Source organism: Shinella sp. R2-11 (assembly GCF_055330205.1).
Genome location: NZ_JBVAPC010000003.1, coordinates 26,175 through 38,982, shown reverse-complemented (window position 1 = coordinate 38,982; position 12,808 = coordinate 26,175). Strand labels below are relative to the sequence as shown.

Genomic DNA, 12,808 nt, shown 5'->3' with positions numbered 1-12,808 from the left:
CCAAACACCATCAATCCCCCTCGTCCTCATAGCCCACCAGATGCAGCGGGCGCGCAGGAACGCCGGCGAGCTCGCACCAGCGAACCAGCGCCTCCTCGCGGCCATGCGTCACCCAGACCTCCTGCGGCGCGAGTTCGCGGATCGTCTCGGTAAGCTCCGGCCAGTCGCAATGGTCGGAGATGACGAGCGGCAGCTCGACACCGCCCTGCTTGGCGCGCTGGCGCACCATCATCCAGCCGGAGGCGAAGGCGACGAGCGGTTCGTTGAAGCGCCGCGCCCAGCGGTCGGCGAAGGCCGAGGGCGGGCCGACGATGACGGCGCCGCGGAAATCGGCGGGGCTGCTTTTCTCGATCGTCGCGGGACGCAGGTCGCCGAGATCGATGCCGCAGCTGACATAGTAGTCGCACAGATGGGCGAGCGAGCCGTGGATATAGACCGGCGCATCGTAGCCGCAATCGCGCAGGAGGCGGATGACGCGCTGCGCCTTGCCCAGCGAATAGGCGCCGAGAAGGTGGCTGCGCTCGGGAAACTGCCTGAGTGAGGTCAGGAGCTTGCCCATCTCGGCCTTCGGCTCGGGGTGGTGGAAGACCGGCAGGCCGAAGGTCGCCTCGGTGATGAAGATATCGCAGGGCACCGGCTCGTAGGGCGTGCAGGTCGGGTCGGCGCCACGCTTGTAGTCGCCCGAGGCGACGATCCGCATTCCATCCTTCTCGACGGCGATCTGCGCCGAGCCCAGCACATGGCCCGCCGGATGAAAGGAGACGGTGACACCGGCAAGGTCGATGCGCTCGCCGAAGGCGGCCGCCTGCATGGAGCCGCAGAAATCCTCACCGTAGCGGATCGCCATGATGTCCAGCGTTTCCCGCGTTGCCAGCACCGCGCCGTGGCCGGCGCGGGCGTGGTCGGAATGGCCGTGGGTGATCAGTGCCCGTCCGACGGGGCGGATCGGATCGATGTAGAAATCGCCTGCGGGGCAATAGAGGCCGGCGGGCGCCGGACGGAGGAGCTGGTCGGGCTTCATGACGGGAAAGATAGGCGTTTTCGCGCCGTCTGCCAGTGGGAGACCCAAGAGCCGTACCGCGCGGATGGATCTTCGGGTCGAGCCCGAGGATCCGCACCACACGGCAAGCCCGCTATGCAATCGCCAGCATGCCCGCCCGTAGCGCCTTCATATCGATGGCGGAAAGCTGGGCGTCGACCTTCTCATGCGTTTCCTTCCAGATGGGGAAGGCCCGGGTGAGCAGGCGGCGGCCGTCAGGCGTAAGGCGCAGCAGGCGGCCGCGTCGGTCTCGGGGGTCGGCCTCGACGGTGACGAGGCCGCGGCGCTCCAGGGGCTTGAGGGCGGCCGTCAGCGTGGTGCGGTCCATGGCGAGCACGGCGGCGACCGGGCCCATGGGCGGCGGCTCGGGGCGGTTCAGCGCCATCAGCAGGGAGAACTGGCCGTTGGTGAGGCCGAGCGGGCGTAGCGCATCGTCGAAGCGGCGGGCAAGCGCCCGCGCCGCGCGCTGGGCATGCAGGCACAGGCAATGGTCGCGGACGAAAAGCGTGGTCTCGTAGGGAATCATGGGATCGTCGGTCATGTCTTCTACTGTTGATATCAACGTAACAAAGTCAAGACTCACAGGATTGCCAACGCACGAATATCAGAGGTTCGGAATGCAGAGGATCGCCTGCAGGGCGCGCGCATCGATCGGATGGCTGAGATAGAAGCCCTGGATTTCGTCGCAGCCGGCCTCGCGCAGGAAATCGATCTGCTCGCGCGTCTCCACCCCTTCGGCGATGACGCGAAGCTGCAGCGAATGGGCGAGCGAAATGACGGCGCGGGCGATGGCGGCATCGTCGCCGTCGTCCGGCAGGTCCCGCACGAAGGACCGGTCGATCTTCAGCCGGCCGACGGGAAAGCGCTTCAGCGAGGCAAGGCTTGAATAGCCCGTGCCGAAATCGTCGATGGCGAGATGCACGCCGAGCCGCTCCAGCCGGTGCATCGTCTCCACCGCCTGCTGCACGTCGTCCATGATCATGCTCTCGGTCAGCTCCAGCTCGAGATAGCGCGCCTCCAGCCCGCTTTCCGAAAGGGCGGCGGCAACGCGCTCCACCCAGTCCTTTTCCTGGAACTGGCGGGCCGAGACGTTGACGCTGACGACGATGGGCGGCAGGCCGGAGATCTGCCATGCCTTGTTCTGCCGGCAGGCCTCGCGCAGCGTCCAGTCGCCGATGGGGCCGATAAGGCCGGTCTCCTCCGCAAGCGGAATGAAATCGCCGGGCGCGACGAGGCCGCGCTCGGGATGACGCCAGCGGATCAGCGCCTCCACGGCGAAGATGCGGCCGGTGGAAAGGTCCATCTGCGGCTGGTATTGCAGGAAGAGCTCGGAGCGGGCGAGCGCGCGGCGCAGCTCCTCCTGCCGCACCAGCTTCTCGTGGGCGCGGTTGGCGAGCTCGGCCGTGAAGACCTGCATGGCGTCGCGGCCGATCTCCTTGGCACGGTACATGGCGGCATCCGCCCGGGCCAGGAGCTCGGTGGCGTTGCGGCCGTGCTCGGGATAGGCGGCAACGCCCATGCTGCAGGTGACCTGGAAGGAGCGGCCCTCGATCTCCACCGGCTCGGCCACCGCCCTGCGGACGGCGTGCAGGCGGTCCTCCACCGTCTCGCCCCGGCGCATGGCGCCGCTGATCAGCACCACGAACTCGTCGCCGCCGAGGCGCACGATGCTGTCGCTCGCCCGCACGCAATTCATCATGCGCGTGGCGACGATCTTCAAGAGCTCGTCGCCAGCATGATGGCCCAGGCTGTCGTTGACCAGCTTGAAATTGTCGAGGTCGAGGAAGGCGAGCGTCATGGTGCCGCCGCACTCGTCCGCCGCCTCGATGGCGGAGGCGACGCGCTCGTCGAGCATGCTGCGGTTCGGCAGGCCCGTCAGCGTGTCGTGATGCGCCATGAACTGGATGCTGTCTTCCGCCTCCTTGCGCTCGATGGCGATGCCGGCGATGTGCGTCGCCATGCCGACGAGCTTGGTGCATTCGGCGGAAGGCTCGCCGGGCGTGCGGGAATAGAGCGCGAAGCTGCCCAGCACCTTGCCCTGGTAGGAGCGGATGGGCGAGGACCAGCAGGCGCGGAAGCCGTAGGGCAGGACCAGTGCCTTAAAATCCGCCCAGAGCGGATCGGTCGCGATATCGCTGACGATGACGGGCTCGCCCCGCCACATGGCCGTGCCGCAGGAGCCCATGGCCGGGCCGATCTCCGCGCCCTCGATCAGCCGGCAGAAGGCCGGGTCGAGGTTGGGCGCGGCGCCGTTGACGATGTGCCTGCCGTCGGGCGCCAGCATGAGGATCGAGCCGGTGACGTCCGGCACATGAGCTTCGATGAGCAGGATCAGCGAGGAGAACACCTCGGCCAGCGGCGCCCCGAGCGCGATCATCTTCAAGAGATGCGCCTGGCCGAGATGCAGGCTTTCCGAGCGCTTGCGCTCGGTGATGTCGCGGGCGATGCCGACGATGCCGATCACGTCGCCGCCGGCATTGCGCACCGGCAGCTTGGAGGTGAGCAGCCATTTGAGCGTGCCGGAGGAATCGCGGATCAGCTCCTCCATGTCGAGCATGGCCTTGCCGGTGCGGATGATCTCCTGCTCGGTGTTGAAGAAGCCGCGGGCGACATGCTCGGGATGGATGTCGAAATCCGACAGGCCCTCCAGGCTGTCTATTCCCTCGCGGAGATTGTCGCTGACGATCGCCCGGTTGGCGACGACGAAGCGGCTGTTGCGGTCCTTGAAATAGAGATAGTCCGGGACCTCGTCGATCATGGCTTCGAGCCAGAGGGTCCGGTCGTTCTGCGCCGCCGCCAGCGGGAAGAGACGCGCCGCCTCCTCGATGAGGCGCTGGCTCGCGGACATCAGGCGCGCCGTCTCGTCGGCGCCCTCATTGCCAAGGTGGGACAGTTTCATCGGCATGGATGCTGCAATTCCCCAACGCAAGAAACGAAACAGCGGGTCGCACCCTCTTTCCGGAACGCCCGAAACTACACCTGAAGTCGTTATCCAACCCTAAAGGAAACCGGCGAAATGCGAACGATCCGGCATTCCTGCGGGACAAAAACAACCCAAGCGGGCAGATCGAAAAGCGTGCCGTTCCGGCACGGATCCGGCTGGCACGGTTCCTGCTCCTTCGGCTGCAAGGAGCTTTCATGGTTACCAGACGGTTATTTCTTTCAGGACTGGGCGCGGCGGGCGTCGCCACGACGGCCGCGGGCCAGGCGCAGCGGCTGCCGGTGATCGGTGTCGACCTGCGCGGCAGCATCGACGCGGCGGCGCACGGCATCCGCCCCGGCGCCGGCGACCGCAAGAGCAAGGCCTTCGCCAGGCTTCTGCGCGAGGCCGCCGCGAAGAACACGCCGGTCTTCCTGCCGCCCGGCGACTATGTGATCTCGAACATCACGCTGCCGGACAATACGCGGATCACCGGTGTGCCGGGCGCAACCCGCATCGTCTATGGCGGCGACGGCCACCTCTTCGCCGCCGACGGCGTCGGGCGGATCGAGCTTGCCAACCTCGTCCTCGACGGGGCGAACCGCTGGCTGGACGACACGGTGCAGGGCCTCGTGCATCTGAGCAACGCGGCGACCGTCACCATCGAGAACTGCGAGATCAGGGGATCGTCGAAGACGGCGGTCTACCTAGAGCGCTCGGGCGGGCGCATCGAGCGCAACCGCCTTTCGGGCGCCGCCGACCATGCGCTCCATGCCGTGGAGAGCCATGACCTTTCCGTCACGGGCAATCAGGTCTTCGACTGCGGCAATGGCGGCATCCTGATCCATCGCTGGCAGAAGGGCCGCGACGGCACCATCGTTTCCGGCAACCGGATCGCGCGCATTTCCGCGACGCGCGGCGGCACCGGCCAGTACGGCAACGGCATCAACGTCTTCCGTGCCGACAACGTGATGATCTCGGGCAACCACATCTCCGGCTGCGCCTTCTCGGCGATCCGCTCCAATGCCGGCTCCAACGTGCAGATCGGCAGCAATACCTGCCTCGACAGCGGCGAGACGGCCATCTATTCGGAATTCGGCTTCGAAGGCGCCGTCGTCACCGGCAATCTCGTCGACGGCGCGGCCAACGGCATCGCCGTCGTCAACTTCAACGAGGGCGGTCGGCTTGCCAGCATCACCGGCAACGTGGTGCGCAACCTCAGGCTCGAAGGGCCCTATGTGCACGATGGCGCGGGCTTCGGTTTCGGCATCGCCGTGGAGGCCGACACCGCCGTCTCGGGAAACACCATCGAGAACGCGGCGAAATGGGGGCTGATGCTCGGCTGGGGGCCTTATATGCGCGGCCTCGTCGTCAGCGGCAATCTCGTGCGCAAGAGCCCCGTCGGCTGCGGCGTGACGGTGGTGGAGCAGGCCGGCTCGGCGCTGATCTCCGGCAATGTCTTCGAGGAAACGCCGGAGGCGGCCATCGCCGGCTTCCGCTGGAACGAGCGCGTCACCGGCGACCTTGCAAAGGACGGGTCACCGCAAGCGCATCTGACAATCGAACGGAACCGCACGGGCTGAGCCCGTCCCGCGATGCGCCCCTCCTTCTTGCCCGAACGGGGAGGCGCCATGGTGGATGAGGGGGCATCCTTCCGCATGCTCCCTCATCCGCTTTTCAGCCGCCGTGGCCTTCATGGCCGCCTGAAGCGTCCTCGCCCTGCTTGGCGGCGGGCTTTGCGGCTTCGATCTTGAAGTCCACGTCGAGCTTGCCGGCCTTTTCGAAGTTCAGCGTCGCCTTGAAGGTCTCGCCCTCCTTGAAGGGATGCTTGATCTTCATGAACATGACATGGAGGCCGCCGGCCTTCAGCTCGACGGTGGCGCCGGCGGGGATCTCGATGCCGTCGGGCAGATGGCGCATCTTCATCACGTCGTTCTCCATGGCCATTTCATGGAGCTGCACGTCGTCGGAAACGTCCGGCGCGGTGATGGAAACGAGGCGGTCGCCTTCAGTGCCCTTGTTGGTGATGGTCAGGAAGCCGCCGCCGACGGGCTGGCCGGGAAGGGTCGCCCGGGAGGCCGGATGATCGACCAGCAGGTTTCCGACCATGAATTCATGGGCGAAGACGGCGGAAGCGGAAAGCGCGAGCGCGGCAAGGGTTGCGAGAATGCGTTTCATGGACATGTCCTTTGTGACGTCTGTATCGGGAGGAGGCGCGGCGGACACATGAGGTTCCGCCGGTCCGGGTTTCCAGCGCAAGGCGGCAAGCCGTCGCGCGGGCGATCGATCAGGCGGACAGGAAGGGCGGGGCGCGGGGCGGGGCGCCGGGGCGCTCACGGCGGGGATGAAGCGCTTCCTCCCCGAGCGGAAGGGGCGCGACGCGGCGGAAGGCGAGCACGGCGCCGACGACATCGGACGGCACAGGCATCAGGAGGCTGCCGCCGATGCGGCAGGCCTCGCACTTGGCCGACAGATGATGCCTGACCTTGCCCTCGACATGGTCGTCGAGACAGATATCGCCGATCGTACCATCGGGCAGGACGTAGCGGGAAAGCTCGAAGACGTTCGGCCCCGCGGCAAAGACCGGCTGGTGGGCGAAGCCGACGAACAGCAGGGCGACCGCGCAGAGAATGCGCAGGCAAAGAGCCCGGCCTGTCATGCCTCGTGCCATCGTGCACCCCCATCCCCGCCAATGCGGACAGTTCGCCATTAGTCCCCTGCCCCCGGAAGGTCAATGCGGCAAGAAGCCCCCGCCATCACCACAATTCATGGATCGATCAGGCGCGCGCCCTACCTTTCGGCCCGGCCGCCGCCTAAGGTGGCGGCATGGCCCGTCTCGTTCCAGCAAGGCCGGACGGCCGCCCAGGAGGATTTCATGCTGACGATCTATGGCGTCTACCGCTCCCGCGCCTCGCGCAATTACTGGATGGCCGGCGAGCTCGGCCTTTCCTTCGCCTCCGTGCCGGTGATCCAGGCCCGCCGCGTCGACGACCCCACGGCGACGGATGCGCCGCTCAACACGCAGTCGCCGGATTTCCTTTCGGTGAACCCGACCGGCCTCATTCCCTGCATCGACGACGGCGGCTTCGTGATGACGGAATCGCTGGCGATCAACCTCTACCTCGCCCGCAAGCACGGCGGCCCGCTTTCCGGCCAGACGCTGACGGAAGAGGCGGAGATGCTGCAATGGACGATGTGGGCGGCGACCGAGGTCGAGCCCCATGCGGTGAAGATCGTGCTGACGATGGATGCCAGGGCAGCCGAGAGCGAGCAGGGCCGCCTTGCGATCCGCGGCGCCGTCAAGGCGCTGAAGAAGAGCTTCCGGCGGCTCGACCAGCATCTTGCCGCCAGCGGCCATGTCGTCGGCGGCCGCTTCACCGTCGCCGACCTCAACCTTGCCGAGGTGTTCCGCTATGCGATGAGCCAGCCGCAGCTCTTCGAGGAGGCGCCGCATGTCAAGGCGTGGCTCGCGGCCTGCCAGGCGCGCCCCGCCTTCAAGGCGATGATGGCGGCGCGGCTCGCCGAGCCGGAATGACCGCGCCGGCAAAGCCGTCCGCATCCTCCGCCATCGCCGCGCGCAGCCAGCGCTTGAAGGCCGAGACCTTGCGCGGTTCCGGCACGCCCGGGGCAGCGACGAAGTAATAGCCCATGCCGGTTTCCACCCGGATCGGGAACGGCGCGACGAGCCGCCCCTCCTTCAGCGCCCAGGAGGCGAGCACCGGATAGGCGAGCAGCACCCCCTGCCCCGAGAGGGCCGCATCGAGGCAGAGCGAGGCATCGGAAAAGACGTGCCGCGCCCGCGGCGGCGGCACGTCGAGCCCCGCCGCCTCCAGCCATCGCTCCCAGGTGAAAGGGTCGTGCCCGTCGATGACGGCCGGCTGCTCGGCAAGGTCCTGCGGCGTGCGCAGGCTCTCCGCCAGCGCCGGCGCGCAGACCGGGAACATCACCTGCGGCATCAGGAACTCCGCCGTCACGTCCGGCCAGTTGCCCGGCCCGACGCGGATGCCGAGATCGACATCCGAACGCGCCAGGTCGACGAGATTCGTCGTCGCCTCGATGCGCAGGCCGATATCCGGATGGACGGCGCTGAAACGGTCGATGCGGTGGATGAGCCAGCGCGAGGCGAAGATCGGCGCCACCGAGATCGTCAGGATATCGTCGTCGCGCCGCCGCGTGGTGGCGACGGCCTCGGAGAGCTGGCGGAAGCCGGCCGAAAGCCGCGCGAGGAAAGGCCCGCCGAAATCCGTCTCGCGCATGCCCCGGGCGGTGCGCTCGAAGATCGTGCGGCCAAGCTGCTCCTCGGCCTTGATGACCTGCTGGCTGACCGCCCCGACGGTGACGCCCAGCTCTTCCGCCGCCGCCTGCAGCGAGCCGAGCCGGCCGACCGCCTCCAGCGCCCGCAGGCCGTTGAGATGCACGCGGTTGAGGTTCTTCATATAGATTTCCTATAGCTATCTCTCGAACTATTCGATTGCGGAAGCAGCACGAAAGCGCGATTATCAATCATACTCAATCGTAACGAACCGCAAGGAGAAGGCAATGATCAAGATTTTCTCCAGGCTCACCGGCGCCCTTCTGGCGAAGATCGACGCGACGGAGGCACCGGTCTGGGTGCGCGATCCGCTCGCCCATCCCGAGATCGAGGCCATGGATTCGCGCCGGCTCGGCGACCTGCCGTTCGGCCTGTTCCGCATGCCGGCCGAGGCCGGCCCCTGCCGCCGCGGCAGCGCCGCCTGATCCTCCCTCGAACATCCGCCCTCCCCGGTCTATGCTGGCCGGGGAGGATTTTTCATGCCGGATGAAAAGGATCTGCTGCTCGCCCGCCTTCGACGGCTCTGCGAAGACCTGCCGGGCGTCGAGGCCGGCACATCCTACGGCACGCCCGCGCTCAAGGCGGGCGGCAAGCTCTTCGTGCGCGTCAAGGACGCCGGAACGCTGGTGCTGATGGCGCCGATGGACGAGAAGGAGCGCCTGATCGAGATGGCGCCCGGCACCTATTACGAAACCGATCACTATAGAGGCTGGCCGGCCCTTCTCATTCGCGCCGCGGCGATCGACGATGAGGACCTGCGCCGCCGGCTTGCCGAGGCCTGGCATTTCAAGGCCCCGGCGAAGCTGCGCAAGATGCGCGACTGAAGGCGCCGCCGATCAGCCGCCCGACTGGTCCATGTGCATGAACTCCCAGACATTGCCGTTGATGTCCTGGAAGGAGCAACCGTACATCGGGCCGAATTCGATATTCGGCTTCCATTCGCGCCCGCCGGCGGCAAGCGCCCTGGCCTTGAAGTCATCGACTTCCTGACGGCTGACGGCGGAAAAGCAGGTGAGCACCTGGGTCTGCTGCTCCGGATCGCCGACCTTGCCGGTCACGAACTGCGCGAACTTCTCCTCCGTCAGGTGCATGACGAAGACGTTCTCGTCCACCACCATGCAGGCCGCCGTGTCATCGCTGAACTGCTCGTTGAAGGTGAAGCCCAGCGCACCGAAGAAGCGGCGGGTGGCCGGCAGGTCCTTGACCGGCAGGTTGACGAAGATCATGCGCATGGAAGTCCTCCTTGTTGTGTTTCGTCATGCGGGCAAGGCCCGTCATGCCACAAGGACGTCACGCCACACGCATTCCCGACAGGGCGGCCGCGTTTTTTTTCGGCGGCTCGCCTCAGGCGGCGAAGGCGTCCGTCACGCGGATGTCTCCGACATGGATGCCGTTCCAGTTGGACATGGAGCGGTTGGCCATGGCCATCAGCGTCGCATGGATGGCCGGCTCTTTGGTGAAGAAACGGGCGAGCGTGGCGGCGACCATGCTCTCGGCGGCGCGGGTCGTGCCGTCCTCGCATTTGAGGGCGATGGCGATGCCCTTTTCCGGGATCGCGGCGCAGAAGACGCCCTCGGCGCCGGTCTTGGCGAAGATACGCCCGGGCGCGGCCTCCATCAGGCGGGTGCAGGCGCGGCGGGTGCCGGCGACGTAGAAGGGCTCGGCCATGCAGGCATCGATCAGGCGGCGCGAGGCCTTCGCGCGCACCGGGTCGAGGCCGACGCCGGTCGCCATCTTCGCAAAGCCGTGGGCAAGGCTCCTCAGCGGCACGGCATAGGTCGGGATCGAGCAGCCGTCGGTGCCGCAATTGTCCACCGCGAGCGCCGCGCCCGTCAGGTTCTCCATGACGCCGCGGATCTCGGCCTGCACGGGATGCTCGTAGCGGACATAGCCCTCGAGGTCCTTACCGGTGTGGCAGGCGGCGCAGACGAAGCCGGCATGCTTGCCCGAGCAATTGTTGTGCAGCGCCGTCGGATGGTCGAGAAGGCGCGCCTGGTTGATGAGGACCGGCTGCTCGAAGGACCAGTGCGAGCCGCATTCGAGCACGCTCTCGTCGACGCCCGAGGCGGCGAGCATGATGCCGGCAAGGCGCACATGCGCCGGCTCGCCGCTGTGCGAGGAACAGGCGAGAGCAAGTTCCCGGTCGCCGAAGGCATGGGCGTCGGCCGCGCCGCTCTCGATGAGCGGCAGCGCCTGCATGGCCTTGCAGGCCGAGCGCGGGAAGACGCCCGCATCGATATCGCCCTGCGAAAACACCACCTTGCCATCGCCGTCCAGCACGACGACCATGCCGCGATGACGACTTTCGACGAGATTGCCGCGCGTGACTTCGACAAGAACGGGGTTTGCCATGATCATGCCCTCAATTTTCCGATTTCGGCTGCGGTATTATCCGAAATTCACGACCCTGCCCACTCGGTTTCGGAGCGCCCCATGAAATTGCTGAGGAATGTCCTCGTCCTCTTTCTCGCGATCTACCTCATGCCGGCGCTCGCCTCGGCGGGCTACTGGTACATCAAGGACCGGCCGGCCAGCTGGCGCGACGCAAACTGGACCTCCGCCGGCATCCTGCCGAAGGCCGGGGAGACGCCGCAGGCGACGATCCACATCTTCTCCGCCGCGACGGGCGGCATGAAGGGTGCGGTGGCGAGCCACGCCTGGATCGTCACCAAGGAGGCCAACGCTTCGACCTACAATCGCTACGACAAGGTCGGCTGGGGAACGCCGGTGCGCAGGAACGCCTATGTGCCGGACGCCTACTGGTACTCCAACACGCCGCGCGTGGTGGTCAGCGTCAGCGGCGAGGAAGCGGCGCGGCTGATCCCGAAGATCGAGGAGGCGATTGCCGCCTACCCCTATTCCAGGCCCGGCGCCTACCGCATCTGGCCGGGGCCGAATTCCAACACCTTCGTCGCCCATGTGCTGCGCTCGGTGCCCGAACTCGGCGTCGTCCTGCCGCCGGATGCCGTGGGCCGCGACTACCTGCCGGAGGGCAGGCTCTTTGCCGTCGATGCCGACGGCAGGGACATGCACGCAACGCTCTACGGCCTCCTCGGCGTCTCGGCAGGCGTGCGCTCGGGACTGGAGCTGCACATCATGGGCCTCGTCGCCGGCGTCGATCTGGCACGGCCGGCGATCAAGATACCGGCAATCGGGCGGATCGGGATATAGACATGCCGGTGCCGTCAACCGATTGTAGGCCGCAACACGGCTGAGGCAGGAGCGGAAGGCGAGCATGAGCGACGAGAGAAAAAGGCACGCGGCGGCGTGTCACTGCGGCACCGTCAGGTTCCGCGTGCGGCTGACGGACGCGTTCGACACGATCCGTCGCTGCTCCTGTTCCTACTGCCGCATGCGCGGCGCCGTCGCCGTCTCCGCGGCGCTCGCAGATATCGAATTCGAGCAAGGCGAGGACAACCTGACGCTCTACCAGTTCAACACGGGCACGGCGAAACACTATTTCTGCAAGACCTGCGGCATCTATACCCATCACCAGCGCCGGTCCAACCCGAACCAGTTCGGCATCAACGTCGCGTGCATCGAAGGCGTCAGCCCCTTCGACTTCGCGGCGGTGGAAGTGATGGACGGCGTCTCCCATCCCTCGGATTCCGGCGCCGGTCCCCGGGTCGCCGGAATCCTCCGGTTCGAGCCGACGGCCTGACGCCGCCTCACGGCATCAAAGATACACCACGTCCATGGCGGCGATCCGCGCCGGATCGGCGATCGATTCGATCTCGACGATCCGCTCGCCCTCCAGCTCCATGAGCACGACCACCCGGAGCTGGCCACCGAGGATGACGGCGAGGCCGAGGGCGCCGTCGATGCGCGCGAGCTTCGCGGCGGTCGCCTTGCCCTTGAAGCTGGTGGCGACGGCATGGGCGCCGTTGATCTCGGCGAGCGAGCCGAGCCGCACCGCATCGGCATCCGCATGGAAGACGACCTCGGGATCGAGCACGGCGAGCAGGCCCGAGAAGTCGCCGTCGCGCGAGGCGGCGAGGAAGGCGGCGACCACGCCCTTGCGGCGCTCGTAATCGGCCGATGGCGTTTCCGGCAGGCCCTGCACGCGCCGGCGGGCACGGCTGGCGAGCTGGCGCGCCGCGACGGGGGAGCGATCCACGATACGGCCGATCTCCTCGAAGGGCACGTCGAACATGTCGTGCAGCACGAAGGCGAGGCGCTCGGCCGGCGTCAGGCGCTCCAGCACGACGAGAAGGGCAAGGCCGACGCTATCGGCAAGGGCGGCCTGCTCGTCGGCACGCGCGGCCGGATCGGCATGCTGCATCTCCCCCTCGCCGTCGAACGGGTCTTCGCGGCGCTTGCCGCGGGCGCGCAGCATATCGAGGCAGATGCGGCCGACGACCGTCGTCAGCCAGCCGGCGGGATTGTCGATGCCTTCTCCGGCGCGCTGAAGCCGCAGCCAGGCCTCCTGCACCGCGTCCTCGGCTTCCGCGCGCGAGCCCAGCATGCGGTAGGCGACGGCGCCGAGACGCCCCCGTTCGGCCTCGAAACGCTCGGCCCAGAAATTTTTCTCGCTCAT

The 12,808-nt window shown here is 67.2% G+C and carries 15 protein-coding genes; 6 read left to right on the top strand and 9 right to left on the bottom strand.

The annotated features are described in order from the left end of the window. Positions 1–10: 10 nt before the first annotated feature. The 3 genes from ACZ1A1_RS08670 to ACZ1A1_RS08660 form a co-directional block, all read right to left on the bottom strand. Positions 11–1,021: a ligase-associated DNA damage response exonuclease gene (locus tag ACZ1A1_RS08670; protein WP_463620094.1), complete on the bottom strand. Its 1,011-nt coding sequence runs from the start codon at positions 1,019–1,021 to the stop codon at positions 11–13. Positions 1,022–1,133: 112 nt separating this feature from the next. Next, on the bottom strand, positions 1,134–1,580 hold the full coding sequence (locus ACZ1A1_RS08665; protein WP_463619578.1) for a MarR family winged helix-turn-helix transcriptional regulator: 447 nt from the start codon (positions 1,578–1,580) through the stop codon (positions 1,134–1,136). A gap of 63 nt (positions 1,581–1,643) precedes the next feature. Further along, on the bottom strand, positions 1,644–3,944 hold the full coding sequence (locus tag ACZ1A1_RS08660) for a putative bifunctional diguanylate cyclase/phosphodiesterase (protein ID WP_463619577.1): 2,301 nt from the start codon (positions 3,942–3,944) through the stop codon (positions 1,644–1,646). Positions 3,945–4,177: 233 nt separating this feature from the next. Here ACZ1A1_RS08660 and ACZ1A1_RS08655 point away from each other — a divergent pair, with 233 nt between their 5' ends. Then, positions 4,178–5,542 (top strand): TIGR03808 family TAT-translocated repetitive protein, encoded by a 1,365-nt coding sequence (locus ACZ1A1_RS08655; RefSeq protein ID WP_463619576.1) that lies wholly within the window; start codon positions 4,178–4,180, stop codon positions 5,540–5,542. A 94-nt stretch (positions 5,543–5,636) separates the two neighbouring features. Here the strand turns inward: ACZ1A1_RS08655 and ACZ1A1_RS08650 are convergent, their stop codons facing one another. Then, a complete protein-coding gene (locus ACZ1A1_RS08650) occupies positions 5,637–6,137 on the bottom strand; it encodes a copper chaperone PCu(A)C (protein ID WP_463619575.1) in 501 nt (166 codons plus the stop codon). A gap of 109 nt (positions 6,138–6,246) precedes the next feature. Next, positions 6,247–6,618, bottom strand: a complete 372-nt coding sequence (locus ACZ1A1_RS08645; protein ID WP_463619574.1) for a hypothetical protein — start codon at positions 6,616–6,618, stop codon at positions 6,247–6,249. A gap of 216 nt (positions 6,619–6,834) precedes the next feature. Between ACZ1A1_RS08645 and ACZ1A1_RS08640 the strand changes: the two genes are divergently transcribed. Next, positions 6,835–7,494: a glutathione S-transferase family protein gene (locus ACZ1A1_RS08640; RefSeq protein ID WP_313194170.1), complete on the top strand. Its 660-nt coding sequence runs from the start codon at positions 6,835–6,837 to the stop codon at positions 7,492–7,494. On the opposite strand, the gene ACZ1A1_RS08635 is transcribed toward ACZ1A1_RS08640, so the two are convergent. Beyond that, positions 7,454–8,395, bottom strand: a complete 942-nt coding sequence (locus ACZ1A1_RS08635; protein ID WP_463619573.1) for a LysR substrate-binding domain-containing protein — start codon at positions 8,393–8,395, stop codon at positions 7,454–7,456. The two genes, ACZ1A1_RS08640 and ACZ1A1_RS08635, sit on opposite strands and share 41 nt — an antisense overlap. 103 nt (positions 8,396–8,498) lie before the next feature. On the opposite strand from ACZ1A1_RS08635, the gene ACZ1A1_RS08630 reads away from it, so the two are divergent. Then, complete coding sequence (locus tag ACZ1A1_RS08630) at positions 8,499–8,696, top strand: hypothetical protein (protein WP_463619572.1); 198 nt, start codon at positions 8,499–8,501, stop codon at positions 8,694–8,696. A gap of 54 nt (positions 8,697–8,750) precedes the next feature. Continuing rightward, the gene (locus ACZ1A1_RS08625; protein WP_463619571.1) at positions 8,751–9,095 is read left to right on the top strand and encodes an MmcQ/YjbR family DNA-binding protein; all 345 of its coding nucleotides are present in this window, start codon (positions 8,751–8,753) and stop codon (positions 9,093–9,095) included. A gap of 12 nt (positions 9,096–9,107) precedes the next feature. Here the strand turns inward: ACZ1A1_RS08625 and ACZ1A1_RS08620 are convergent, their stop codons facing one another. Both ACZ1A1_RS08620 and ACZ1A1_RS08615 read right to left on the bottom strand, forming a co-directional pair. Further along, positions 9,108–9,503, bottom strand: coding sequence for a VOC family protein (locus tag ACZ1A1_RS08620; protein WP_463619570.1), 396 nt, complete (start codon positions 9,501–9,503; stop codon positions 9,108–9,110). Between the two features lie 112 nt (positions 9,504–9,615). Beyond that, a complete protein-coding gene (locus tag ACZ1A1_RS08615) occupies positions 9,616–10,623 on the bottom strand; it encodes an asparaginase (RefSeq protein ID WP_463619569.1) in 1,008 nt (335 codons plus the stop codon). Between the two features lie 81 nt (positions 10,624–10,704). Between ACZ1A1_RS08615 and ACZ1A1_RS08610 the strand changes: the two genes are divergently transcribed. Next, complete coding sequence (locus ACZ1A1_RS08610; protein ID WP_463619568.1) at positions 10,705–11,442, top strand: DUF3750 domain-containing protein; 738 nt, start codon at positions 10,705–10,707, stop codon at positions 11,440–11,442. A gap of 64 nt (positions 11,443–11,506) precedes the next feature. Further along, complete coding sequence (locus ACZ1A1_RS08605) at positions 11,507–11,932, top strand: GFA family protein (protein ID WP_463619567.1); 426 nt, start codon at positions 11,507–11,509, stop codon at positions 11,930–11,932. A 15-nt stretch (positions 11,933–11,947) separates the two neighbouring features. On the opposite strand, the gene ACZ1A1_RS08600 is transcribed toward ACZ1A1_RS08605, so the two are convergent. Further along, positions 11,948–12,808 (bottom strand): sigma-70 family RNA polymerase sigma factor, encoded by an 861-nt coding sequence (locus ACZ1A1_RS08600; RefSeq protein ID WP_463619566.1) that lies wholly within the window; start codon positions 12,806–12,808, stop codon positions 11,948–11,950.